The 24,072-nt window shown below is 71.5% G+C and carries 17 protein-coding genes; 6 read left to right on the top strand and 11 right to left on the bottom strand.

The genetic code is table 11. The features are described from left to right. Positions 1–35 precede the first annotated feature (35 nt). A complete protein-coding gene (locus ACIA8O_RS08845) occupies positions 36–638 on the bottom strand; it encodes a biotin transporter BioY (RefSeq protein WP_396292884.1) in 603 nt (200 codons plus the stop codon). 277 nt (positions 639–915) lie between these two features. Between ACIA8O_RS08845 and ACIA8O_RS08850 the strand changes: the two genes are divergently transcribed. Next, the gene (locus tag ACIA8O_RS08850) at positions 916–2,334 is read left to right on the top strand and encodes an amino acid permease (RefSeq protein ID WP_396292885.1); all 1,419 of its coding nucleotides are present in this window, start codon (positions 916–918) and stop codon (positions 2,332–2,334) included. Between the two features lie 161 nt (positions 2,335–2,495). On the opposite strand, the gene ACIA8O_RS08855 is transcribed toward ACIA8O_RS08850, so the two are convergent. Continuing rightward, the gene (locus tag ACIA8O_RS08855) at positions 2,496–3,128 is read right to left on the bottom strand and encodes a disulfide bond formation protein DsbA (RefSeq protein ID WP_396292886.1); all 633 of its coding nucleotides are present in this window, start codon (positions 3,126–3,128) and stop codon (positions 2,496–2,498) included. Between the two features lie 170 nt (positions 3,129–3,298). On the opposite strand from ACIA8O_RS08855, the gene pepN reads away from it, so the two are divergent. After that, positions 3,299–5,863 carry an aminopeptidase N gene (gene pepN, locus ACIA8O_RS08860; protein WP_396292887.1) on the top strand — a complete coding sequence of 855 codons (2,565 nt, stop codon included), beginning with the start codon at positions 3,299–3,301 and terminating at the stop codon, positions 5,861–5,863. Between the two features lie 62 nt (positions 5,864–5,925). Here pepN and ACIA8O_RS08865 read toward each other — a convergent pair whose 3' ends face one another. The 5 genes from ACIA8O_RS08865 to acnA form a co-directional block, all read right to left on the bottom strand. Beyond that, positions 5,926–6,870, bottom strand: a complete 945-nt coding sequence (locus ACIA8O_RS08865) for a carbohydrate ABC transporter permease (RefSeq protein WP_396292888.1) — start codon at positions 6,868–6,870, stop codon at positions 5,926–5,928. A gap of 13 nt (positions 6,871–6,883) precedes the next feature. Further along, positions 6,884–7,816: a carbohydrate ABC transporter permease gene (locus ACIA8O_RS08870; protein WP_396292959.1), complete on the bottom strand. Its 933-nt coding sequence runs from the start codon at positions 7,814–7,816 to the stop codon at positions 6,884–6,886. Positions 7,817–7,894: 78 nt separating this feature from the next. Further along, positions 7,895–9,304, bottom strand: coding sequence for an N-acetylglucosamine/diacetylchitobiose ABC transporter substrate-binding protein (ngcE, locus tag ACIA8O_RS08875; protein WP_396292889.1), 1,410 nt, complete (start codon positions 9,302–9,304; stop codon positions 7,895–7,897). 375 nt (positions 9,305–9,679) lie between these two features. Beyond that, on the bottom strand, positions 9,680–10,987 hold the full coding sequence (locus ACIA8O_RS08880; RefSeq protein ID WP_396292890.1) for a glycoside hydrolase family 18 protein: 1,308 nt from the start codon (positions 10,985–10,987) through the stop codon (positions 9,680–9,682). A 134-nt stretch (positions 10,988–11,121) separates the two neighbouring features. After that, on the bottom strand, positions 11,122–13,770 hold the full coding sequence (acnA, locus tag ACIA8O_RS08885; RefSeq protein ID WP_396292891.1) for an aconitate hydratase AcnA: 2,649 nt from the start codon (positions 13,768–13,770) through the stop codon (positions 11,122–11,124). 370 nt (positions 13,771–14,140) lie between these two features. Here acnA and ACIA8O_RS08890 point away from each other — a divergent pair, with 370 nt between their 5' ends. The 3 genes from ACIA8O_RS08890 to ACIA8O_RS08900 all read left to right on the top strand — a co-directional run bounded on the left by ACIA8O_RS08890 (position 14,141) and on the right by ACIA8O_RS08900 (position 16,249). Beyond that, a complete protein-coding gene (locus ACIA8O_RS08890) occupies positions 14,141–14,638 on the top strand; it encodes a SigE family RNA polymerase sigma factor (RefSeq protein WP_396292892.1) in 498 nt (165 codons plus the stop codon). 98 nt (positions 14,639–14,736) lie between these two features. Further along, positions 14,737–15,585 (top strand): hypothetical protein, encoded by an 849-nt coding sequence (locus tag ACIA8O_RS08895; protein ID WP_396292893.1) that lies wholly within the window; start codon positions 14,737–14,739, stop codon positions 15,583–15,585. Between the two features lie 139 nt (positions 15,586–15,724). Then, positions 15,725–16,249, top strand: coding sequence for a superoxide dismutase family protein (locus tag ACIA8O_RS08900; protein WP_396292894.1), 525 nt, complete (start codon positions 15,725–15,727; stop codon positions 16,247–16,249). Positions 16,250–16,273: 24 nt separating this feature from the next. Here ACIA8O_RS08900 and argF read toward each other — a convergent pair whose 3' ends face one another. The 3 genes from argF to ACIA8O_RS08915 form a co-directional block, all read right to left on the bottom strand. After that, positions 16,274–17,275, bottom strand: coding sequence for an ornithine carbamoyltransferase (gene argF, locus ACIA8O_RS08905; RefSeq protein ID WP_396292895.1), 1,002 nt, complete (start codon positions 17,273–17,275; stop codon positions 16,274–16,276). Positions 17,276–17,407: 132 nt separating this feature from the next. Next, a complete protein-coding gene (locus ACIA8O_RS08910; protein ID WP_396292896.1) occupies positions 17,408–19,999 on the bottom strand; it encodes a polynucleotide kinase-phosphatase in 2,592 nt (863 codons plus the stop codon). After that, the gene (locus ACIA8O_RS08915) at positions 19,999–21,570 is read right to left on the bottom strand and encodes a 3' terminal RNA ribose 2'-O-methyltransferase Hen1 (RefSeq protein ID WP_396292898.1); all 1,572 of its coding nucleotides are present in this window, start codon (positions 21,568–21,570) and stop codon (positions 19,999–20,001) included. Before ACIA8O_RS08915 ends, ACIA8O_RS08910 begins: the two co-directional genes overlap by 1 nt. 133 nt (positions 21,571–21,703) lie before the next feature. Here ACIA8O_RS08915 and dapD point away from each other — a divergent pair, with 133 nt between their 5' ends. After that, complete coding sequence (dapD, locus tag ACIA8O_RS08920) at positions 21,704–22,696, top strand: 2,3,4,5-tetrahydropyridine-2,6-dicarboxylate N-succinyltransferase (RefSeq protein WP_396292899.1); 993 nt, start codon at positions 21,704–21,706, stop codon at positions 22,694–22,696. Between the two features lie 284 nt (positions 22,697–22,980). Here dapD and ACIA8O_RS08925 read toward each other — a convergent pair whose 3' ends face one another. Then, complete coding sequence (locus ACIA8O_RS08925; RefSeq protein ID WP_396292900.1) at positions 22,981–23,982, bottom strand: DUF6099 family protein; 1,002 nt, start codon at positions 23,980–23,982, stop codon at positions 22,981–22,983. Between the last annotated feature and the right edge of the window lie 90 nt (positions 23,983–24,072).

Raw genomic sequence — 24,072 nt, forward strand, 5'->3', positions numbered from 1 at the left:
TGCGCGTGTGCCCGGGCCGCCGTCGGTCCGTCAGCTCAGGAGGCGCGTCGCAGCAGCTTCCAGGCGAGCGGCAGGGCACCCATGGCGAGCAGGACCTTCAGGCCGTCGCCCACCAGGTAGGGGTAGAGGCCGAGTTGGGCCGCGCGGGCCAGCGGGACGCCGAGCGAGACGGCCAGGTAGGGGACGCCGACGGCGTAGACGGCGAGGTTGCCGAGCACCATCGCGCCGGCGGTGCGCAGCGGGCTGCGGTCAGCGCCGCGGCGGGCCAGGGCCCCGACCAGGCCGGCGGCGAGCACGAAGCCGATCACGTAGCCGAGGCTGGGCGCGGCGAAGCCGGAGCTGCCCTCGGCGAACCAGGGCATCCCGGCCATGCCGGCCAGCAGGTAGAGGCCGAGCGAGGCGACGCCGCGGCGGGTGCCGAGGGCGGTGCCGACCAGCAGGGCGGCGAAGGTCTGGCCGGTGACGGGCACCGGCGAGCCGGGGACCGGGACGGAGAGCTGGGCGGCCAGGCCGGTGAGGGCGGCGCCGCCGGCGACCAGGGCGAGCTCGCGGGCCTGGGCGCCGAGGCGGGTGGCGGCCTGCGGGAGCAGGTCGGCGAGGACCGGGGTGCGGCCGGGGAGGGTGGTGGCGGTGGCCATCGACGGGCTCCTGACGGTTCGTTGCTTCGTGTGGTGATCACTTGTGAACCTATGCCGCCGGGGCGGCCGGGACCGGCGTCGGAACCGGCCAAGGGTGGGCCGTGGGGCTTGTCGGAACCGTCCTGACTACGACGATCGGTGTAGGCGTTCGATCACTTTCGGTCAGGAAGATGTCCGGATCGCGGTCTTCGGGGCGCGCGTATTGGCATGTCCAGATGACCTACCGAATAGTGGACGGATCGTCCCGCAATCCGTACACACGTCTGGACCCACCCTGATGCCGACCCCAACCTCTCCCCCGACGGTGGAGCCCACCGAGCCCGGCACGGGCGCCGCGCCGTCCGGCCAGCTCTCGCACGGCCTGAAGCAGCGTCACCTCTCGATGATCGCGCTCGGCGGAGTGATCGGCGCCGGGCTCTTCGTCGGCTCGGGCGCGGGCATCGCGGCCGCCGGCCCCGCCATCGTGCTGGCCTTCGCGCTCTCCGGCCTGCTGGTCATGCTGGTGATGCGGATGCTCGGCGAGATGTCCGCCGCCCGTCCGGCCAGCGGCTCCTTCTCGGTGCACGCCGAGCGGGAGATCGGCCCCTGGGCCGGTCTGACGGTCGGTTGGATGTTCTGGACCCTGCTCTGCGTGGGCGTCGCGGCCGAGGCGATCGGCGCCGCCGGGATCATGGTCAAGTGGTTCCCCGGCTCGCCCAGCTGGGTCTGGGTCGCGCTCTTCATGGCCTTCTTCTGCGGCACCAACCTGGCCGCGGTGAAGAACTTCGGCGAGTTCGAGTTCTGGTTCGCCGCCGTCAAGGTGCTGGCGATCACCGCCTTCCTGGTGATCGGCGTGCTCGCCATCTGCGGCCTGCTGCCCGGCACTTCGGCCCCCGGCAGCGCCAACCTCACCGGCCAGGGCGGCTTCTTCCCGAACGGCGCCGGCGGCCTGGTCACCGGCCTGCTCGCCTCGGTCTTCGCCTACGGCGGCCTGGAGACCGTCACTATCGCCGCCGCCGAGTCCGAGGACCCCCGGCGCAGCGTGGCCACCGCGGTGCGCACCGCGATGTGGCGGATCGCCCTCTTCTACGTCGGCTCGATGGCGGTCATCGTCACCCTGGTGCCGTGGAACGACCCCGAGGTGGTCGCCAGCGGCCCGTACGTCGCGGTGCTGGACGCGATCGGCTTCCCGGCGGCCGGGCAGGTCATGAACGTGGTGGTGCTGATCGCCCTGCTGTCGGCCATGAACGCCAACATCTACGGGTCCTCGCGGATGGTGTTCTCGCTGGTGCAGCGCGGGCAGGGGCCGAAGGCGCTGGCCAAGGTGCACGGCGGGGTGCCGCGGATCGCGGTGCTGGCCTCGTCGGCGTTCGGGTTCTTCGCGGTGCTGCTCAGCTTCTGGTGGCCGGAGACGATCTTCGCCTGGCTGCTGAACATGGTCGGCGCGGCGGTGCTGGTGGTGTGGGGGTTCATCGCGGTGGCGCAGCTGCGGATGCGGCGCCGGCTGGAGCGGGAGGCCCCCGAACTGCTCACCGTCCGCATGTGGGCCTTCCCCTACCTCACCTGGGTCGCCCTCGCGGGGATCGTCACCGTCCTCGGCCTGATGACGCTCGACGCCGACAACCGCACCCAGCTCTACTTCACCGCCGGCCTCGCGGTGGTCCTCTCGGTCATCGGCTTGGTCAAGCAGAAGAGCTCTGCGGAGGCGCGGGGTTAATTGGTCACACCGGGGGCGCGGGGAACTGCGCGAATCGGGAGGCGGCTCAGCTGCAACTGACTCACCGTCAGCCAGTTGCAGGTGCTGCCTTTCCAACCCGCGCAGTTCCTCGCGCCCCTGGGGCCTCCGGCCCCGGGACGCGCGGCCCCGGGGCGTTCCGCCTACTCGAAGGACGGGCCGGCGGTGCGGGTGCGCTTGATCTCGTAGAAGCCCGGGGTGGAGGCGACCAGGACGGTGCCGTCCCAGAGGCGGGCGGCGGCCTCGCCGCGGGGGGTGGGGGTGACCACCGGGCCGAAGAAGGCGACGCGGTCGCCGTCGGGGCCGTCGACGGCGATGACCGGGGTGCCGACGTCCTCGCCGACCAGGCCGATGCCCTCCGCGTGGGAGGCCCGCAGGGCGTCGTCGTACTCGGTGGAGTCGGCGGCGTCGGCCAGCTCGGCCGGGAGGCCGGCGGCGAGCAGGGCGGCCTCGATGGTGGCGCGCTCGTTGGGCAGGCCCTGGTTGTGGAAGCGGGTGCCCATCTCGGTGTAGAGCGGGCCGAGGACCTTGTCACCGTGCTGCTGGGCGGCGGCGATCAGGACGCGGACCGGGCCCCAGGCCTTGTCCAGGAACTCCCGGTACCGCTCGGGGAGGTCGCGGCCCTCGTTGAGCACCGCGAGGCTCATCACGTGCCAGCGGGTCTGGACCGGGCGGAGCTCCTCCACCTCGAGCATCCAGCGGGAGGTCATCCAGGCCCAGGGGCAGCCCGGGTCGAACCAGAAGTCGGCGGTCTTCTTGGAGTCTGCGGTCGTCACGGAGGCGTCCTTCGCGGGGTCGGGGGCAGTTCCAACTGGACGCAACACGACGGAGTACCTCACTGATTCCGCCGGTCTGTGCAATGGCACAGCAGGGCGGCCGTGAAAGGATGCCCCCGGGGAAGACCCCCCGACCGTCACCGTACGAGCGAGACAAAGGAGTACCGCCCGTGCCGGGCAAGAACCTGAGCCGCGAGGAAGCCCAGCAGCGGGCCGCGATCCTCTCCGTGGACACCTACCGGGTCCACCTCGACGTCACCTCCGCCGTCGACCCGTCGGCCGCGACCTTCCGGTCCACCTCCACCATCGCCTTCCGGTGCTCCGAGCCGGGCGCGGCGAGCTTCGCCGACCTGCTCGCGCCGGCGGTCCGCGCCGTCACCCTGAACGGGACCGCGCTGGACCCGTCCGAGGTCTTCGACGGGACCAGGGTGCGGCTGGAGGGGCTGGCCGCCGAGAACCTGCTGGTGGTGGAGGCGGACTGCGCCTACAGCCGCACCGGCGAGGGCCTGCACCGCTTCGTCGACCCGGTGGACGGCGAGACGTACCTCTACACGCACTACGAGCCGGCCGACGCCCGGCGGGTGTTCGCGAACTTCGAGCAGCCCGACCTCAAGGCCCCGTTCACCTTCACGGTGACCGCCCCGGCCGCCTGGGACGTGTACGCCAACGCGGTGCACACCGAGGTCACCGAGGAGGGCGCCGCCCGCACCTGGCGGTTCGCGCCGACGCAGCCGATCTCCACCTACCTGACCGCCGTGGTGGCCGGCCCGTACCACGTCGAACGGGCCCACTACAGCCGGGAGTCGAAGGACGGCTCGACGCTGGAGATCCCGCTCGCGGCCACCTGCCGCAAGTCGCTGGCCAAGTACTTCGACGCGGACGAGATCTTCACCGTCACCAAGCAGGGCCTGGACTTCTTCCACACCGAGTTCGACTACCCGTACCCGTTCGGGAAGTACGACCAGTGCTTCGTGCCGGAGTACAACATCGGCGCGATGGAGAACCCGGGCTGCGTGACCTTCCGGGAGGAGTTCGTCTTCCGGTCGAAGGTCACCGAGGCCGCGTACGAGGGCCGGGCCAACGTCATCCTGCACGAGATGGCGCACATGTGGTTCGGCGACCTGGTCACCATGAAGTGGTGGGACGACCTCTGGCTGAAGGAGTCCTTCGCGGACTTCATGGGCTCCTACGGCCTGATCGGCGCGGGCACCAAGTACACCGCCGCCTGGATCACCTTCGCCAACCGGCGCAAGGCCTGGGCGTACCGGCAGGACCAGTTCCCGACCACCCACCCGATCACGGCCGACATCCGTGACCTGGAGGACGCCAAGCTCAACTTCGACGGCATCACCTACGCCAAGGGCGCCTCGGTGCTCAAGCAGCTGGTGGCGTACGTCGGCGCGGAGGCGTTCTTCGAGGGCGCCCGCCAGTACTTCAAGCGGCACGCCTTCGGGAACACCGTGCTGGACGACCTGCTGGTGGCGCTGGAGGAGACCAGCGGACGGGACCTCAGGTCCTGGGCCGCCGCCTGGCTGCAGACCTCCGGGGTGAACGTCCTGACCCCGCAGCTCACCGTGGACGCCGAGGGCCGGATCACCGAGCTGGCCGTGCTCCAGGACGGCGAGCCCGCGCGTCCGCACCGGATCGCGGTCGGCCTCTACGAGCGGGACACCGACGGCGCGCTGGTGCGCACCGAGCGGGTCGAGCTGGACGTCACCGGTGCCCGCACCGTGGTGGACGGGCTGGTGGGCAAGCCGCGCCCGGCGCTGGTGCTGCTGAACGACGACGACCTGACGTACTGCAAGGTCCGCTTCGACGACCGCTCGCTGGCCACCCTGCGCGAGGGGCTCGGGGAGATCGACCAGCCGCTGAGCCGGGCGCTGGCCTGGTCGGCGGTCTGGAACCTGACCCGGGACGGGCTGATGCCGGCCCGGGACTACCTGGACCTGGTGGACCGCTTCGCCGGCACCGAGTCGGACATCGGCGTGCTGCAGTCGCTGCACCAGCAGTCCCGGACGGCGCTCGACCTGTACGCCGCGCCGGAGCACCGGGGCGAGGGCGAGCGCCTGTTGGCCGCCTGCGCGCTGCGCGAGCTGCGCGCGGCCGAGCCGGGCAGCGACCACCAGCTGGCCTGGGCCCGCTTCCTGGCGCTGACCGCCGACGGCACCGAGCACCTGCAGCTGGTCGAGGGCCTGCTGGCCGGCAGCGCCCGGATCGACGGGCTGACGGTGGACCAGGAGCTGCGCTGGTCGCTCTGGCTGGCGCTGGCCTCGGCCGGCCGGGCCACCGCGGAGGAGCTGAACGGCGAGCTGGAGCTGGACAACACCGCCTCCGGCCGCCAGCACCTGACGCACTGTCTGGCCGCGCTGCCCACCCCGGGGGCCAAGGCCACCGCCTGGGCCGCCGTGGTGGACTCCGACGAGCTGCCGAACGCACTGGTCGAGGCCCAGATCGCGGGCTTCGCGCAGGCCGGGCAGCGCGAGCTGACCGCCGGGTACGCCGCCCCGTACTTCGAGGTCATCGAGGAGATCTGGGCGCAGCGCTCGATCGAGATCGCGATGCGGATCGTGAGCGGGTTCTTCCCGCACTACCAGACCGACGAGGCCACCCTGGCCGCCACCGACGCCTGGCTGGCCGGGCACCCGGAGGCGGCTCCGGCCCTGCGCCGCCTGGTGCTGGAGTGCCGGGACGACCTGGCCCGCGCGCTGCGGGCGCAGGCCGCCGACCGGGGCTAGCGGGACGCACGCCGAGGGGCCCGGTCCAGACGCGGACCGGGCCCCTCGGGTGTCGTTCGCGACTACTTCAGGGTGGCCGAGGTCAGACCGGCCTGCACCTGGCGCTGGAAGGAGAGGTACACCACCAGCACCGGCAGCATGGCGATCGTCATGCCGGCGAACAGGGCCGGGGCGTCGCTCTTGTAGCCGGACTGCAGGGCCAGGTTGACCAGGCCCTGGGCCAGCATCGAGTGGTCGGCCTCACCGGCGGTGGTGGGCTGCATCAGGGTGACCGGCAGGATGTACTGGTTCCACTGGCCCAGGACGTTGAAGATGCCGACGCTGATCAGGCCCGGCTTCGCCATCGGCACCATGACCTGGAAGAACGCCCGGGTGTGCGAGCAGCCGTCCAGCATCGCCGCCTCGTGCACCGCGCCCGGCAGGGTGCGGAAGAACGAGTACATGAAGAACACGGTGAACGGCAGCGAGTACGCGACGTACACCAGGATCAGGCCGGCGTAGCTGTTCAGACCGAGGTACGGCGAGATCTCGCCGAGGTTGCGGACCATGAAGAACAGCGGCACCAGGGCCAAGTAGACCGGGAACATCGAGCCGGCCACGAAGAAGTAGTAGACGACCCGGTTGCCCTTGAACTCGTACCGGGCCAGCACGTAGGCGGCCATCGAGCCGAGCAGCATGGTCAGGGTGACCGAGCCGGCCAGCACGATGAGCGTGTTCACGAAGAACCCGCCGATGCCCTTCTCCCAGGCCCGGCCGAAGGCGTCGAAGCCGAAGGACTCGGGCCAGCTCCAGGCGGAGCCGTTGATCTGGGAGTCGGTCTTGAAGGAGCCGAGCACCACCCAGGCCAGCGGGAGGACGATCATGACCGCCCAGATCGCCAGGAAGCCGTGCGAGAAGACGTTGAGGACCTTGCCCTCCTCGCCGAAGCGCTGCTCGCGGTCCGGGGCGGCCTGGCCGCCGGTGCGGAGCTGACCGGGAACCTTCGCGGTCTTGTCGAGAGTCGCCATCACAGGTCCCCGCTCAGTACTCGATCTTGTCGCGCTTGGTGGCCCAGAGCGAGACGACGGTCAGGATCAGCGTGAAGAAGAAGATCACCACGCCCATGGCACAGGCGTAACCCGCCTCGCCGTTGCGCAGGAAGCTGCGCATCAGGTAGGTCGAGATCAGCTCGGAGTGGTGGTCGGGGCCGCCGCCGAAGTAGGCGCCGGGGGTGATCGAGGCGACCAGGGCGAAGGCGTCCATGGCCACGATCGCCAGGTAGACCCAGGCGGTCTGGACCGTCTCCCAGAGCAGCGGGAGGGTGATCTTGAAGAAGGTCTGGCCGCGCTTGGCGCCGTCCAGCAGGGCGGCCTCGTAGATGTCCTTCGGGATCGACTGCATCGAGGCCGAGAACAGCACCAGGTAGAAGCCGACGCCGGACCAGACCAGCACCGCGAGCACGCACCACATGACCAGGTCCGGGTCGGACAGCCACTGCACCGGGTCGGTGGCGGTGGCCAGGCCCAGCTTGATCAGGACGCCGTTGGCCAGGCCGCTCTGGTCGGTGCGGTAGACCGCGCCCCAGAGCACCGCGAGGATCGCGATGGAGAGCACCTGCGGGAAGAAGAAGACCACCTTGTAGAAGCCGGCGCCCTTCACCCCCTGGACGCCGCCGGTGCCGCCCTTGCCACCGACGTTGAGCATGAAGGCGAAGAACAGCGCGATCAGGATCGTCACGACCGGCAGCAGCACCAGCAGCATCAGGTTGTGCCACAGCGCGTTGCCGAAGACCTCGTCACCGAAGAGCTTCGTGTAGTTGTCCAGGCCGACGAAGTTCATCTCCTGGCTCGCCCCTGACCAGTCGGTCAGGGAGTATCCGAAGGTCTGCGCGTACGGCCAGAGCACGAGGCCCACGTACAGCAGGATCGGAAGAAAGAGGAACCCCACGATGAAGGGGTACTTGCCGTGACGCATGGTCACTTCTCCTGTCCGTCAGGCGGACGCCCCGGGGGCGGTTCGGGTCCCCCGGGGCGCTGTGGTGATTCCGACCGGTCAGGCGGTCTTGTTCTTGGTGGCCGACTCCTTGGCGCGCTTGATCCACTCCGCCGGAGTGATGCGCTTGGCCATCAGCTCGCCCGAGGCGTTCTGCAGGTCCTCGTCGAACTTGGAGGCGGTGTTCGGGTACTGGTAGTTGAAGGTGTTGGTGCCGGCCGCCTTGAGGGCGACGACGGTCGAGGCGGTGCCCGGCTTGAGCTTGACCTCGGGGCCGACGCCGTCCTTGAGGCAGGTGAGGCTGTTGGCGGTCTGCGCGAAGCTGGCCGAGGCCTCCTTGGTCAGCATCTTGCGCAGGAACTCCAGGCCACCGGCCACGTTCTTGGCCTTGGACGGCACGATGAACGGCTCGCCCGCGCCGGCCCGCATGGCCTCGAAGGGCAGCTTGTCACCGGGCAGCGACGGCATCGGCAGGAACTGCATGTCGAAGTCGGCCGGGGTGGTCGGCAGCTGCTCGTTCTCCAGCCAGGAGCCGGAGGGGATGAAGGCGGCCTTGTACTGGTTCCACGCGGTCTGCGACTCGGTGTGGGTCATGCCGTTGGTGCCGGGGAGCAGGAAGTCCTTGTCGACGATCTGGAAGAACGCGTCGACCACGGTCTTGACCGACGGGTCGTCCCAGGCGGTGGCGTCCAGGGCGTCGATCCGCTTCATGAGGTCCAGGCCGCCCTGCTTGGCGATCATGTCCATCATGACGACGTTGATGTAGTACGGGTACTTGCCCTGGTGGGCGACCGGGGCGATGCCCTTGGCCTTGATCTGCTCGCACAGGGTGATGAACTCGGCCCAGGTCTTCGGCGCGGTCCAGCCGTTGTCCTTGAAGAGCTTGCCGGAGTACCAGAAGCCCCAGACGGTGTAGACGTAGGACAGGTTGTAGACCTTGCCCTTGACCGTGCCGGACTCGATGGTGCCGGGCATCAGCACGTCGCGGATCTTCTTGGACGGGTCGTCGATGTACGGCGAGTCCAGCAGCGGGGCCAGGTCGGTGAGCTGGTTCGACTCGGCGAGGACGTCCAGCTTCATCTGCTTGGCGCCCGAGTCGTCGATGACGTCCGGCGGGGAGCCGGCGTTGAAGCGCGGCTGGAGCTTGCCGGTGACGTCCTTGTCGGCCTGGTGGTTGATCTTGGCGCCCGGGAACTGCTTCGAGTACATCGCCTCGAAGGCCTTGGCGTACTCGTTGCCGTAACCACCGTCGAAGATGAAGACCTCGAGGCCGTCCGCGTCCTTGACGCCGAACGGGTTCTTGGCGTCGGTCAGGTTGAAGCCGCCGGCCGCCTTGGCGCCCTTGTCGGCGCTGCCCCCGGTGCCACCGGCACAGGCGGTGAGCAGCGAGCCGCTGCCGGCTGCGAGCACGGCCACCGCGGCCGCCCGCTTGAAGAGATCACGACGGTTGTACTCGGTTGCAGAGCCCATGAGTGCCCTAACCCCTCGGTGTCCAGAAGATGCGTGCAGGAGCTGACGGACCGTCAATTCCTGTCGGGTGAGGCGCGCCTAGCGGCCAAGGGGCCGGTCAGAGGCGGTTTCCGTGATGCGCAAAGGTATAGTCCACTGTTCATCTGGCGGCAATAGCCGGACCGCCGGATGTGACTCGTGGGAGCCAAAGCGTTGTCGGCGGTGCAGCATGTGCAATGTGCAGGGAGCCTGCATATTTGCCCGGCGGCCCCGTCGGCAAGCAGAAATCTAGCGCGCTTGTGTTCGTTTGAACATAGAAATGCGCAGCTTCGCGCATCACAGAACAGTGACGCGCGAAGCTGCGCAATGGGCATCCGGACCCGGGATGACGCTACGTCAGTACTTCATGCCCTTGTCAAGGGCCTTCACCAGGGTGCCCTGGGCGTCGTCGTGGTCCAGCGCCCAGGCCATCACGCCGCCCAGCCCAGTGAGCCGGGAGTAGGCGGCCTTGGCGGTCAGCACCTCGGGGGTGTCGAAGGTGTAGAAGGTGTTGCCGTCGTACTTCCAGCTGACGCCCGAGCGCCAGTCAGTGTGCACCGCTCCGGGCAGGGCCTTCAGGTCCTTGTACGCCACGTCGCCGCCGGAGGCGGTGGCGGGCTGGAACAGGCCGTCGCCCTTGGGGCCGGGCTGCACCCCGGTCCAGGTGTGCGAGTAGAACGGCACCCCGACCACCGTCTGACGGGCCGGCAGGCCCTTCTCGATGTAGTGCCGGACGGCCTTGTCGGCACTGCGCTGGACCGGCGCCGGGTCGCCCTTCACCGCGAACAGCGGGGCCTGGTTGTTGGTCGGCCCCTTGCCCTCCCACGGCCCGTGCAGGTCGTAGGTCATCAGGTTGAGCCAGTCCACCGACCGGGCCACCTTGGGGAGCTCCAGCCGGTCGGCCACCTTGTCGTTGGCCGCGACGGCCGCGGTGAGCAGGTAGTGCTTGCGCGACTTCCGGCCCAGCTCGTCCAGCTGGCGCCGGAACTCGGCCATCAGCAGGGTGAAGTTGCGGCCGTCCTCCGGCCGGGAGACGTTGCCGGGGTCGCCGTCCCCGCCCGGGTACTCCCAGTCGATGTCGATGCCGTCGAAGACGCCCAGGCCCGAGCCGGGGCCGCCCTCGGCCGAACCGAGCTGCGGCAGGTCGCCCTTGATGTAGAGGTCGAGGCAGGAGGAGACGAAGGCCCGGCGCGAGGCGTCGGTCAGCGCGGCGTCCGAGAAGTACTTGGACCAGGTCCAGCCGCCGAGCGAGATCACGGCCTTCAGCTGGGGGTTCTTGGCCTTGAGCTTGCGCAGCTGGTTGAACGAGCCCTTGAGCGGCTGGGTGTCCGTGTCGGCCACCCCGTCCACCGACTCCTCGGCGCCGACCGGGCGCTGGTAGTCCGCCCAGGCGTCGCCGACGCCGGCCTCGTTGGCCTCGAAGCACTTGCCCTCGGCGCTGACGTTGCCGAAGGCGTAGTTGATCACGGTCAGCTTGGCGGCCTGGCCGGAGGTCTGGACGTTCTTGAAGGAGAAGCCGGAGTAGACGCCCCACTGGGTGAAGTAGCCGACCCGCTGGCCCTTCAGCTGTGGGGTGTGGTCGCCGCCGTGGGCGTACGCGGCGGTGGGGGCGAGGACGGCGGCCGCCGTGACGGCCGCGAGGAGTGCAGAGGTTCGCCTGGGCATATGGGGGACCCAATCTCTGAAACAGCGTCAAATGGTCTGGACCAAGTGCTGCTTGAGAGGTGTAGTCCATTGAAGGCGAACGCACAAGGGGCCCGGACCGCTGGTGCGGTCCGGGCCCCTTGCATTCAGCTCGGTCAGCCGTTGATCAGGCTGCGCAGCACGTACTGCAGGATGCCGCCGTTGCGGTAGTAGTCCGCCTCACCGGGGGTGTCGATGCGGACGACCGCGTCGAACTCCACGTCCCCGGCCTTGACCTTGACGGTCTTCGGGGTGCGGCCCTCGTTGAGCTCGGTCACGCCGGTGAAGGAGAAGGTCTCCTCGCCGGTCAGGCCGAGGGAGTCGGCGTTCTGGCCCTCCGGGAACTGCAGCGGGAGGACGCCCATGCCGATCAGGTTCGAGCGGTGGATGCGCTCGTAGGACTCGGCGATGACGGCCTTGACGCCGAGCAGCGCGGTGCCCTTGGCGGCCCAGTCGCGGGACGAGCCCGAGCCGTACTCCTTGCCCGCCAGGACGACCAGCGGGATGCCGGCGGCCTGGTAGTTCTGCGAGGCGTCGTAGATGAACGACACCGGCGCGTCGGCCTGGGTGAAGTCGCGGGTGTAGCCGCCCTCGGTGCCCTCGGCGATCTGGTTCCGCAGGCGGATGTTGGCGAAGGTGCCGCGGATCATCACCTCGTGGTTGCCACGGCGGGAACCGTACGAGTTGAAGTCGCGCTTCTCCACGCCGTTCTCGGTGAGGTACTGCGCGGCCGGGGTGCCCGGCTTGATGTTGCCGGCCGGGGAGATGTGGTCGGTGGTGACCGAGTCGCCCAGCTTGGCCAGGACGCGGGCGCCGGCGATGTCGCTGACCGGGCTCGGGGTCTTGGCCATGCCCTCGAAGTACGGGGGCTTCCGGACGTAGGTGGACTCGGCGTCCCACTCGAAGGTGTTGCCGGTCGGGACCGGGAGCGACTGCCAGCGCTGGTCGCCCGCGAAGACGTCCTGGTAGCCGTTGGCGAACATGGCCTCGTCGATGGAGCCGGCGACGGTGTCGGCGACCTCCTGCTCGGACGGCCAGATGTCGGTCAGGAAGACGTCGTTGCCGTCGGCGTCCTGGCCCAGGGCGTCGCGGGTGATGTCGACGTTCATGTTGCCGGCCAGGGCGTAGGCGACCACCAGCGGCGGGGAGGCCAGGTAGTTCATCTTGACGTCCGGGTTGATCCGGCCCTCGAAGTTGCGGTTGCCGGAGAGCACCGAGACGACCGCGAGGTCGGCCTCGTTCACCGCGGCGGAGACCTCCTCGGGCAGCGGGCCCGAGTTGCCGATGCAGGTCACGCAGCCGTAGCCGACCAGGTTGAAGCCCAGCTTCTCCATGTAGGGGAGGAGGCCGGCCTTCTCGTAGTAGTCCATGACGACCTTGGACCCGGGGGCCAGGGTGGTCTTGACCCACGGCTTGACCGTGAGGCCCTTCTCGACGGCCTTCTTCGCCAGCAGGGCGGCGCCCAGCATGACGGAGGGGTTCGAGGTGTTGGTGCAGGAGGTGATCGAGGCGATCACGACCGCGCCGTTGTCGATCTGGTACTCGGACCCGTCGGGGGCGGTGACCGCGGTCGGCTTGCTGGCCTCGGCGGAGTACGCCGGGAGCGCCTCGGCGAACTTGCCGGCGGCCTCGGCCAGGATCACGCGGTCCTGCGGGCGCTTCGGGCCGGAGATCGACGGGACGACGGTGGAGACGTCCAGCTCGAGGTACTCGGAGTAGGCCGGCTCGTGGGCCGGGTTGTGCCAGAGGCCCTGCTCCTTGGCGTACGCCTCGACCAGGGCGAGCTGCTGCTCGTCGCGGCCGGTGAGCTTCAGGTAGTTGATGGTCTCGGCGTCGATCGGGAAGATCGCACAGGTCGAGCCGAACTCCGGCGACATGTTGCCGATGGTGGCGCGGTTGGCCAGCGGGATGGAGCCGATGCCGTCGCCGTAGAACTCGACGAACTTGCCGACCACACCGTGCTTGCGCAGCATCTCGGTGATGGTGAGCACCAGGTCGGTGGCGGTGGTGCCGGCCGGCAGCTCGCCGGTCAGCTTGAAGCCGACCACGCGCGGGATCAGCATGGAGACCGGCTGGCCGAGCATCGCGGCCTCGGCCTCGATGCCGCCGACGCCCCAGCCCAGCACGCCCAGGCCGTTGACCATGGTGGTGTGCGAGTCGGTGCCGACGCAGGTGTCGGGGTAGGCCTGGCCGTTGCGGACCATGACGGTGCGGGCCAGGTGCTCGATGTTGACCTGGTGCACGATGCCGGTGCCGGGCGGGACGACCTTGAACTCGTCGAACGCGGTCTGGCCCCAGCGCAGGAACTGGTAGCGCTCCTTGTTGCGGCCGTACTCGATCTCGACGTTCTGGACGAAGGCGTCCGGGGTGCCGAACTTGTCCGCGATGACGGAGTGGTCGATGACCAGCTCGGCCGGGGCGAGCGGGTTGATCTTCGCCGGGTCGCCGCCCAGCTCCTTCACGGCCTCGCGCATGGTGGCCAGGTCGACCACGCAGGGGACACCGGTGAAGTCCTGCATGATCACGCGGGCCGGGGTGAACTGGATCTCCTCGCTCGGCTGGGCGTTCTCGTCCCAGTTCCCGAGCGCGCGGATGTGGTCGGCGGTGATGTTCGCGCCGTCCTCCGTGCGGAGCAGGTTCTCCAGCAGGACCTTGAGGCTGTACGGCAGCCGCTCGGAACCCTCGACGGCGGAGAGCTTGAAGATCTCGTACGACTCGTCGCCCACCTGCAGCGAGCTGCGGGCGTCGAAGCTGTTCGCGGACACGACTGACTCCTTCTGAATCCACCCGGTGGTAAGGTGACCCTAACTTGGGCCCGACCGCCACCTTGGGAGGCGTACGCCTCTCGGCAAGTATCTTGACGTCAAGATAGACCCTAGCGCGGAGTTATCTCGATGTCGAGATAAACCATAGTGCATGGGTGTGCCGTCTCCGCGTCAGGCATGCCCCTATCTGACAGCCGTCCTTGAGCACCTGTCCAAAGTTCCGCTCGGACCGCCCTCACACAACATCAGGTCACCTTCGCCGGAGCCGTAACGCGGCTCGGGCGCTCGGGCGTCTGGGTATCGGCTGCCCCGCACCGGGCGGGGCCGGTACGGGGGAGGCGCCTTGCTCGGGAGCAGCCGGCGGTCCGAGATGAGACTGCGGGAGTTCGAGGAGTTCGCCCAGCACAGGGGCGGCGCGCTGTTCCGCACCGCGCTGCTGCTCTGCGGCGACTGGCACCTCGCGGAGGACCTGACCCAGACCGCGCTGGCCCGCATCCACGCCTCCTGGGGCCGGGTCCGCCGGGCCGACTCCCCCGAGGCGTACGCGCGCAGCGTTCTGATGCGGTGTTTCCTGTCGCACCGTCGGCTCAGGCGCTCGGGCGAGCGGCCCTCGCTCGGCGAGCTGCCCGAACCGCCCGCCGCACCGGACGGTGACCCGGCCCTGCGGGTCACCCTCCTCGCCGCCCTGGCCCAGCTCCCGCCGCGGGACCGGGCCGTGCTGGTGCTCCGGTACTGGGAGGACCGCAGCGTCGAGGAGACCGCCGCCGAGCTGCAGCTCCGGCCGGGCGCCGTCCGCAGCCAGTGCCTGCGGGCGCTGGGGCGGCTGCGCACCGCGCTCGGGCCGCTCGACCAGCTCTCCGCGCCGTGAACCGGGACGTTGACCCGGGTGTCGACCGGGGCGGCGACCGGGGCGGCGGCAGCCGTGTCCGTACCGCATTCGACCAGTCCGATCCGAGGGGATGTCAGATGGAACCGAAGGACGTGCAGAAGGTGTTCGGCGACGCGGTGGGGGACGCCGCGCCGGACCTGGGGCCGCTGATCGCCGGGGCGGCGCGGGAAGGGGCGGCGCTCCGGAGGCGGCGGGCCTTCGGGATCGCCGGTGCCACGGCGGTCGTGGCGGTGCTGGCGGTCGGCGGGGCGCTGGCCGTCACCCCGGGGCCGGGCGAGCCCGCCGACGGAACCCGCGTGGCGTTGACGGCGGCCAGTGGCAGTACCCCGGCGACCGCCACCGGACAGGTCCCGCTCACCGGGCAGGCGGCCGTCCTGAACCTGGCCCGGCTGCTCCCCGTCGCACTGACGCACGGCGACTACACCGGGCGGGACCTCCTGCCCGGCACGGCCCAGCCCGAGGCCCGCGGGGAGCTCACCGTCCGGAGCGGCTCGGGCACCGCCCGGATCGGGATGGCCCTGACCCCGGACTTCTCCCCCACCGCCGGGAAGCCGGGGGTGCCGGGTACCGGTGGCGACGTCTTCGACTGTGCGAACCGCGGGCCCCAGCTCGTCTGCCGGAGCTCCACCCGGCCGGACGGCAGCCGGCTGCTGGTGTGGGAGAGCCGGGTCGGTGAGGACGTGCAGCGCGGCGCCGACCTGCTGCGCGCCGACCGCGTGCGGGTCTCCGCGTCCAGCAACAGCGTGATGGACCGTCAGCGGGAGAAGCGGCTCGCGGGACCGCCGCTGAGCCTGGAGCAGTTGGAGGCGGTCGTGCTCAGCCCGTCCTGGACCACCACGATCAGCGCGGAGCAGGCCGCGCGGGCGGCCGCCGAGGTCAAGGTGTACACCGACGGCCGGGCGACCCTCGCCCCGAAGGCCGGCTGAGGCCCTCCCGCCCGGGGGCATCGGCGGGCCCCTCGTACGGGTGACTTCGGCGGGTCCCGGTGAGTGGTGGGCGGGGCCGGGCGGGATCACCTGGCAGCTTGGGGGCGGACGTCCGCCCCGAGAGCCGAGAGGCCCCGCCATGCCCGCCGCCCCCGCCCTGGCCGCGCTCGCGCTGCTGCCCTCCACCGTCCTGCCGTGCACCACGGTGGAGGCGGTCTTCGACCGGCCGGACGGGATCGTGCCCGCCACCGCCGTGAGCTTCGCGCCGGAGGCCGTGCCCCACGGCGCCGCCGTGCGGGTGGTGGTGGAGCGGGCCGGGGGCACCACCACCGTCTCGATGGAGGTGGACGGACTGACACCCCGTCACACCTACCCCGTCCACGCGCACGTGCGGGGCTGCGGCACCGCGCCCGGCGACTCCGGCCCGCACTACCAGGACCGGGCCGACCCCGTGCTGCCCTCCACCGATCCGGCCTACGTCAACGACCGCAACGAGCTCTGGCTCACCCTGCGCACCGACGACCACGGCCGGGCCGCCGACCGCTCCACCGTGGCCTGGGAGTTCCGCCCGGGCGGGGCCGGGTCGCTGGTGCTGCACGCCGGGCAGGACGGGCAGGGGCACTCGCTGGCGCAGCGGGTGGGCTGCGTCAACGTGGACTTCTGAGCCCGCCGTCACCCTGAAGGCCCGTCAGGAGCCGAGGGTGGCCACCAGGACGGCCTTGATGGTGTGGAGGCGGTTCTCCGACTGGTCGAAGACCACCGAGTGATGGGACTCGAAGACCTCGTCGGTGACCTCCAGCTCGGACATGCCGGTGGCCGCGTGGATCTGCCGGCCGACCTCGGTGCCGAGGTCGTGGAAGGCCGGGAGGCAGTGCAGGAACTTGACCTTCGGGTTCCCGGTGGCCTTGATGGTCTCCATCGAGACCTGGTACGGCTTCAGCAGCTCGACCCGCTCGGCCCAGACCTCCTTGGGCTCGCCCATCGAGACCCAGACGTCGGTGTAGAGGAAGTCGGCCCCGGCCACGCCCGCGGCCACGTCCTCGGTGAGGGTGATCCGGGCCCCGCTGGCCTCGGCCAGCTCCCGGGCCGCCTGCTGCACGTCCTCGCTCGGCCAGAGCTCCCGGGGCGCGACGATCCGGATGTCCATGCCGAGCAGGGCACCGGTGACGAGCAGGGAGTTCCCCATGTTGAAGCGGGCGTCGCCGAGGTAGACCAGGGTGGTCCGCTCCAGCGGCTCGGTGGTGTGCTCGGTGATGGTCAGCACGTCGGCCAGCACCTGGGTCGGGTGCCACTCGTCGGTCAGGCCGTTCCAGACCGGGACGCCGGCGAACTCGGCCAGCTCCTCGACCAGTACCTGGCCGTGGCCCCGGTACTGGATGCCGTCGAACATCCGGCCCAGCACCCGGGCGGTGTCCTTGATCGACTCCTTGTGGCCCAGCTGCGAACCGGAGGGGTCGAGGTAGGTGGTGGTGGCGCCCTGGTCGTGGGCGGCCACCTCGAAGGCGCAGCGGGTGCGGGTGGAGGTCTTCTCGAAGACCAGCGCGATGTTCTTGCCGACCAGGCGGCGCTGCTCCGTCCCCGCGTACTTCGCGGCCTTGAGCTGGGCGGACAGGTCGATCAGGAAGCGGAACTCCTGAGCGGTGAAGTCCAGCTCCTTGAGGAAGTGCCGGTTCCGGAGGTTGAAGGCCATGCCGGGCTCCTGGGTTGCTGCGGGGACAGTGAGATGGGAAGTGTATACGACTCCCTGAATTTCTATGCATGAATCGGGAGGCGAGTCCCGCCCGGGGCCACCGACCGCGAGGGCGGTGGCCCCGACGGACCGTCAGAGCCGGGGGTCGACCGGCTCCGACTCGAGCGCGAGGACGGCGAAGACCGCCTCGTGCACCCGCCAGAGCGGCTCCCCCGCCGCCAGGCGGTCCAGCGCCTCCAGGCCGAGCGCGTACTCGCGCAGGGCCAGCGAGCGCTTGTGGCCGAGCGAGCGCTCGCGCAGCCGGTCGAGGTGCTCGGTGTAGTCCGGGCCGTAGATGATCCGCAGGTACTCCCGGCCGCGGACCTTCACCCCGGGCTGGACCAGGCGGCCGTCACCGCGGACCAGGGAGGCCAGCGGCTTCACCACCATGCCCTCGCCGCCCGCGGCGGTGAGCTCCTCCCACCACGCCGTGCCGGCCGCGACCGAGGCCTCGTCGGCGGTGTCCACCAGCAGGCGGCCGGTCCGGCGCAGGACCGGGGCGTCCTGGTCGTCGGCCTCGACCAGGCGGTCGATCCAGGCCAGGTGCTGGTCGTGCGGGCGGGTCGCGAGGTTGGCCCCCTCCGCCGCCAGCACCTGGAACGGGGCCAGCCGCAGGCCGGTGAGCCCCTCGGTCGGCCAGCAGTAGCGGCGGTAGGACTCGACGAAGGCCTCGGCGTCCGCCGCGCGCTGCCGCTGACGGGCGGTCAGCCCGGCCAGCGGCAGACCGCGGGCCTCCCCCGCCTCCAGGGCGGCGATCACCTGCGGCAGCGCCGAACCGGCGGCCGCGCCGACCGCCGCGTACTGACGGCGCAGCAGCTCCACCGCCTTGAGCGACCAGGGCATCAGCTCGGCGTCCAGCAGCAGCCAGTCGGTGGCCAGCTCCTCGAACAGCCCGGCCCGCTCGGCCGCCGTGCGCAGCCGGTCGAGCACCGCGCCGGTCAGCTCCCCGTCGGTCAGGAACGCCCGGCCCGTCCTGGTCCAGATCGCACCGGGGCCCTCCACCCCGAAGCGCTTCTCCAGCCCCGCCGCGTCGCGGGCGAGCAGCACCACGGCGCGCGAGCCCATGTGCTTCTCCTCGCAGACCACCTCCCGGACGCCGGCGGACCGGTAGGCGGCGAACGCCTCCTCCGGGTGCTCCAGGTAGCCCTCCCGGCGGGAGGTGGCGACCGGGGACATGGTCGGCGGCAGGTAGGCGAGCAGACGCGGGTCGAGCGCGAAGCGGCTCATCACCTCCAGCGCGGCGGCCGCGTTCTCCTCCCGGACCGAGACCCGGCCGTGGTGGGCGGTCTCCACCACCCGACGGCCCGTCACGTCCGCCAGGTCGAGCGGGCGGCCCTCCCGGGCGCCCGGCGCGTCGGTGTGCATCGGCCGCACCGGGGCGTACCACTCCTGCTCGGCCGGGACGGAGACGACCTCCCGCTCCGGGTAGCGCAGCGCGGTCAGGCTGCCGCCGAAGACGCAGCCGGTGTCCAGGCAGATGGTGTTGTTGAGGAAGCTCGCGGTCGGCACCGGGGTGTGGCCGTAGACCACCAGGGCCTTGCCCCGGTACTCCTCCGCCCACGGGTAGCGGACCGGCAGGCCGTACTCGTCGGTCTCGCCGGTGGTGTCGCCGTAGAGGGCGTGCGAGCGGACCCGGCCGGAGTTGCGGCCGTGGTACTTCTCCGGCAGACCGGCGTGGCAGACCACCAGCCGACCCTCGTCCAGCAGGTAGTGGCTGACCAGGCCGCGCATGAAGGCCCGCACCTCGGCGCGGAACTCCTCGGTCTCCCCGGCCAGCTGGTCGATGCTCTCCTGGAGGCCGTAGGCGACGGTGACCTTGCGGCCGTCCATCCAGCGGCCGAGCTTGTTCTCGTGGTTGCCGGGCACGCAGAGCGCGTGGCCCGCGCCGACCATGCCCATCACCAGGCGGAGCACGCCCGGGCTGTCCGGGCCGCGGTCGACCAGGTCGCCGACGAAGACGGCGGTGCGGCCCTCCGGGTGGACGGCGTCCACCGGGCGGCCCCGCTCGTCCCGGGCCAGCTGGTAGCCGAGGGTGGTGAGCAGGGTCTCCAGCTCGGAACGGCAGCCGTGGATGTCACCGACGACGTCGAACGGGCCGGTGAGGTGGCGCAGGTCGTTGTAGCGCTTCTCGGTGCGGATCTCGGCCGCCTCGATCTCCGCCTCGCCGCGCAGCACGTGCACCTTGCGGAAGCCCTCGCGCTCCAGGCCGCGCAGCGAGCGGCGCAGCTCGCGCTGCTGACGGGGGATCACGTGCGCGGGCAGCTGGCGGTCCGGCCGGGTGCGGTTGCGCTCGGCGCAGACGCCCTCCGGCACGTCCAGCACGACGGCGATCGGCAGGACGTCGTGGTCCCGGGCGATCTTGATCAGCTGGCGGCGCGCCTCGGCCTGGACGTTGGTGGCGTCCACCACGGTGCGGCGGCCGGCCGCCAGGCGCTTGCCGACGATGTAGTGGAGCACGTCGAAGGCGTCGGCGGAGGCGGACTGGTCGTTCTCGTCGTCGGCCACCAGGCCCCGGCAGAAGTCGGAGGAGACCACTTCGGTCGGGCGGAAGTGACGGCGCGCGAAGGTGGACTTGCCGGAGCCGCTGGAGCCGATCAGGACCACCAACGAGACGTCGGTGACCGGGAGGGAGCGGCCGCGCGGCTGCTCGGCATCAGGGTTCTCGGTGCGGTTCTGGGTGGTCATCAGGCGGCGCTCCTCTCTGCGGAGTCGGTGCTGGTCGGTGCGGGGCCGGTGCCCGGTGCGGAGTCGTCGCGGCGGAACAGGGCGAGCTGGGTCGGTGCGCCGACCTCCTCGTCCAGCGGGCCCACCGGGCGGACGGTGACGGTGTACCCGTAGTCGGCGGCCACCTTCCCGGCCCAGGCCAGGAACTCCGCCCTGGTCCACTCGAAGCGGTGGTCGGCGTGCCGGACGTGACCGGCCGGCAGCGTCTCCCAGCGGACGTTGTACTCGACGTTCGGCGTGGTCACCACGACCGCGCCGGGGCGGGCCGCACCGAACACCGCGTACTCCAGCGCGGGCAGCCGGGGCAGGTCGAGGTGCTCGATCACCTCGGAGAGCACGGCCGCGTCGTAGCCCTTCAGCCGGGCGTCGGTGTAGGTGAGCGCGCCCTGGACCAGCCCGACCCGGGCGGCCTGACGCTCCGACATCCGGTCCAGCCGGAGCTTGCGGGCCGCCGCCGACAGGGCGCGGGAGGACACGTCCACCCCGAGCACCTCGGTGACCGCCGGGTCCTTGAGCAGCTCGGCCACCAACTCGCCCTGGCCGCAGCCGAGATCGAGCACCCGGGCCGCACCGGTCTCGCGCAGGGCGGCCAGGATCGCCTCCCGGCGCCGCACCCCGAGGCTGACCGGCTTGGGACTCTCCTCGGAACCTTCGGCACCCGCCGGGCCCGCGGCGGCGGCCGCCTCCGGACCGTCGTCGTCCACCGTGTCGTCCACCGCGTTGTCGACCTCCTCGGCCTCGCGGTCGTCCGCCTCGGCCAGCCGGGCCAGCTCCAGGCGCTCCATCGCCACCCTGGTCAGCGACCAGCGGCGGGCCAGGTACCGACGGGTGATCAGACCGAGCTCCGGGTGGGCCCCGAGCCAGCCCTCGCCCGCCGCGAGCAGCTTGTCCACCTCGTCGGGCGCGACCCAGTAGTGCTTCGAGCCGTCCAGCACCGGCAGCAGCACGTACAGCTGCTGGAGCGCGTCGGCCAGCCGCAGCTCGGCCGTCAGCTCGACCCGGACGTAGCGGGAGACGCCCCACTCCGGGAAGGCCTCGTCCAGCGGGACCGCCTCCGCCTCGACCTGCCAGCCGAGCGGCTCGAACAGACGGCGCACCATGGCCGGGCCACCGCCCTCGCCCGCGCCGTTGGCCGGCACGGCGGGCAGCGAGATCCGCAGCGGACGGGGCTGCTCGGCCAGGCCCGGGCGCTGCTCGCAGACACCCTTCATGGCCGAACGGAAGACGGTGCGCAGGGCGACCGCGAGCAGCGAGGAGGCCGCGTAGGGGCGGTCGTTGACGTACTGCGCGAGCGCGAAGTCGGGCGACCCCGAGCGGCCCTTGCCCCGGCCCTTGCGGACCAGCGCGACCGGGTCGACGTCCAGCAGCATCACCGCCGTGCACGACTGCTCGCCCGCTTCGGGGTAGAAGACGTGGGCCTCGCCGTGCGACGTCGAGAACTGCTGCACCTTGTCGGGGTGCTTGTGGAGCAGAAAGCCCAGGTCGGAAGCCGGGCGTTCGGCCGTTCCTGTGGTGGAGATCGAGATGAACACCCGTCCGAGTATCGCCGAGGCCGGGCCGGGCCGACACCGGGTTTTCCCCGGGTGACCAGCGGGGACGCCCGGCGGCTGTCCGGACGGTGAGCGTGTTCGTCAGGGCGGGGGGCGATTCGTTAACGTGCTCGATGTGACTGCTGAAACCACCTCCACCCTCGCAAGCGGTGCCCTCGCCGTCGGTCTGGCGACCGTCGCCGAGGACGGCACCATCCTCGACACCTGGTACCCGGCCCCGGAGCTGGCCGCCGCCCCCGGCCCGTCCGGGACCGTCCGGCTGACCGCCGAGGAGGCCGACGCCGCCCTCGGCCAGGGCGCGGCCGAGGCGCTGCGCACCGACGCCCGCCGCGGCGTCGAGGTGATCGCGGTGCGCACCACCATCTCCTCGCTGGACGAGAAGCCGGTCGACGCGCACGACGCCTACCTGCGTCTGCACCTGCTGAGCCACCGTCTGGTCCGGCCGCACGGCCAGAACCTGGACGGCATCTTCGGCCTGCTGGCCAACGTCGCCTGGACCAGCATCGGCCCGGTGCCGGTGGACCTGGTCGAGCGGGCCCGGCTCGCCGTCCGCGCCCAGGGCGGGCAGCTGGCCGTGTACGGCATCGACAAGTTCCCCCGGATGACCGACTACGTCGCTCCGAGCGGCGTCCGGATCGCCCACGCGGACCGCGTCCGCCTCGGCGCGCACCTGGCCGTCGGCACCACCGTGATGCACGAGGGCTTCGTCAACTTCAACGCCGGCACCCTGGGCACCTCGATGGTGGAGGGCCGGATCAGCGCTGGCGTCGTGGTCGGCGACCACAGCGACATCGGCGGCGGCGCCTCGATCATGGGCACCCTGTCCGGTGGCGGCAAGCAGGTCGTCTCGGTCGGCGAGCGCTGCCTGCTCGGCGCCAACGCGGGCATCGGCATCTCGCTGGGCAGCGACTGCGTGGTCGAGGCCGGTCTCTACGTGACCGCCGGCACCCGCGTCACCACCCCGGACGGCAAGGTCGCCAAGGCGGTCGAGCTCTCCGGCCAGGACAACCTGCTGTTCCGCCGCAACTCCCAGACCGGTGCGGTCGAGGTGATCGCGCGGTCCGGCTCGTGGGGCGGCCTCAACGCCGAGCTGCACGCGCACAACTGACCCTGGGTCATGACCCGTCCGCCGCCCGGGCGGACGGGTCGGACGGGGCGGGCGGAAGGCCCTGACGGGGCGCGGCACCGGGGTTCCGGTGCCGCGCCTCCGTCGTCCCCGGCCCCGGTAGCCGAGCGGCGGGCCCGGCCGCAAACCGGGATCACCCCTGGGACTGACCGCGAGCGGGTGTTGGACCTCTACGAGTGGTCTGCGGTGACCGGGCTCCGGCCGGGTTCGTTGGACCGCCGGGGCCGCTTGCCCGAGCGGCGGCCCCGCCACCGACGTCCGTCGGTTCACACCGCACTACCGAGCTGAAGGGGTCCGCTCATGTCCGAGCCCTGGTCCGAGGCACCCACCGCACCACAGCAGACCACGCCTGCCCCGGCCGCCGCGCCGATGAACCTGCTGGAGCAGATGCAGCAGCTGCTCGCCGACCTGAACGCCGACCTCGCCGGACTGGACGCCGATCTGCAGTCCTCCGCCGACCGCGCCGGGGCCCGCCGCCGACCGGACGACCTCTCGACGGACGCCGCCGCCCGGGGCTGACCTTCGCACGCCGCGACCGGCGGCCCCAGCGGTACGACCAAGGTCGGCACCCCCTGGCTCCCCGTCGGTCCGGCCCCTCCCGCCTCCGCCGGACCGCCGACCCCCACTCCCGGCCCCGGCCCCGCCCCAGCCCCCGGCGCCGACCCGGGCCCGGGCCCGGGCTCCGGCGGTGCAGCCGCCTCCCCCGGGGCCACCGCGCCGACGGCGCCCACCGCGCCCTCCGCCACCGGGGCCGCTGCGGCCTCCGGGGACTGACGGCGGATCATCCGGAGCAGTTCGGCCACCGTTTCCTTGCACTCGGCCCCGGCGTCCACCCCGTCGATGCAGCGCCAGTAGAGGCCCTCCTCGTCCGCCCCGCAGGCCAGCACCACCAGGGCCTCGGCCACCTCGTGGAGCAGCAGCGCGAGCTCCGTGAGCACCGGCCCCGCCTCGCCCAGCTCGTCCAGCCGGGAGGCCCGCCCGTTCCCGCCCCAGTCCGCCCGGTGCCACTCCTGGTCACCGCCCGCCGGGGCACCCTCCGGTGCGCCCCCGGCCGGCCCCGGCAGCTCCAGGCAGCCGACCGCGTGCGCCCCGGCGTCGCAGAGCATCTGCCCGAGCGGGGCCAGCTCGCCGTCCTCCTGACCGGCGATCCGGGCCCCGACCGCCTCGGTGATCAGGGCCGCCTGCCACGCCTCCGCCAGCACGTCCGGCACGCTCCTGGCCTCCGCCAGGGCGTGCCGGGTGGTCTTGATCAATCGCAGCGCGTCCATCCCGGCCGCTCCCCTCGCTCGCGTGGGACCCGCACCGCCGTGGCTGACGGTGCGTCACGCGGCAAGACTGCGGCGGACGCCGGACGGACG

Source organism: Kitasatospora sp. NPDC051853 (genome assembly GCF_044452665.1).
In the GTDB taxonomy this organism is placed as follows: Bacteria; Actinomycetota; Actinomycetes; order Streptomycetales; family Streptomycetaceae; genus Kitasatospora.

Excerpts from the sequence above, each read along its gene's own strand:
- ACIA8O_RS08890 (WP_396292892.1), top strand. The coding sequence starts at position 14,141 with ATGAGACTGCGGGAGTTCGAGGAGTTCGCCCAGCACAGGGGCGGCGCG.
- argF (WP_396292895.1), bottom strand. The coding sequence starts at position 17,275 with ATGGCCTTCAACCTCCGGAACCGGCACTTCCTCAAGGAGCTGGACTTC.
- ngcE (WP_396292889.1), bottom strand. The coding sequence starts at position 9,304 with ATGGGCTCTGCAACCGAGTACAACCGTCGTGATCTCTTCAAGCGGGCG.
- ACIA8O_RS08880 (WP_396292890.1), bottom strand. The coding sequence starts at position 10,987 with ATGCCCAGGCGAACCTCTGCACTCCTCGCGGCCGTCACGGCGGCCGCC.
- ACIA8O_RS08845 (WP_396292884.1), bottom strand. The coding sequence starts at position 638 with ATGGCCACCGCCACCACCCTCCCCGGCCGCACCCCGGTCCTCGCCGAC.
- ACIA8O_RS08910 (WP_396292896.1), bottom strand. The coding sequence starts at position 19,999 with ATGACCACCCAGAACCGCACCGAGAACCCTGATGCCGAGCAGCCGCGC.
- ACIA8O_RS08850 (WP_396292885.1), top strand. The coding sequence starts at position 916 with ATGCCGACCCCAACCTCTCCCCCGACGGTGGAGCCCACCGAGCCCGGC.
- ACIA8O_RS08895 (WP_396292893.1), top strand. The coding sequence starts at position 14,737 with ATGGAACCGAAGGACGTGCAGAAGGTGTTCGGCGACGCGGTGGGGGAC.
- ACIA8O_RS08900 (WP_396292894.1), top strand. The coding sequence starts at position 15,725 with ATGCCCGCCGCCCCCGCCCTGGCCGCGCTCGCGCTGCTGCCCTCCACC.
- ACIA8O_RS08925 (WP_396292900.1), bottom strand. The coding sequence starts at position 23,982 with ATGGACGCGCTGCGATTGATCAAGACCACCCGGCACGCCCTGGCGGAG.
- ACIA8O_RS08865 (WP_396292888.1), bottom strand. The coding sequence starts at position 6,870 with ATGGCGACTCTCGACAAGACCGCGAAGGTTCCCGGTCAGCTCCGCACC.
- ACIA8O_RS08870 (WP_396292959.1), bottom strand. The coding sequence starts at position 7,816 with ATGCGTCACGGCAAGTACCCCTTCATCGTGGGGTTCCTCTTTCTTCCG.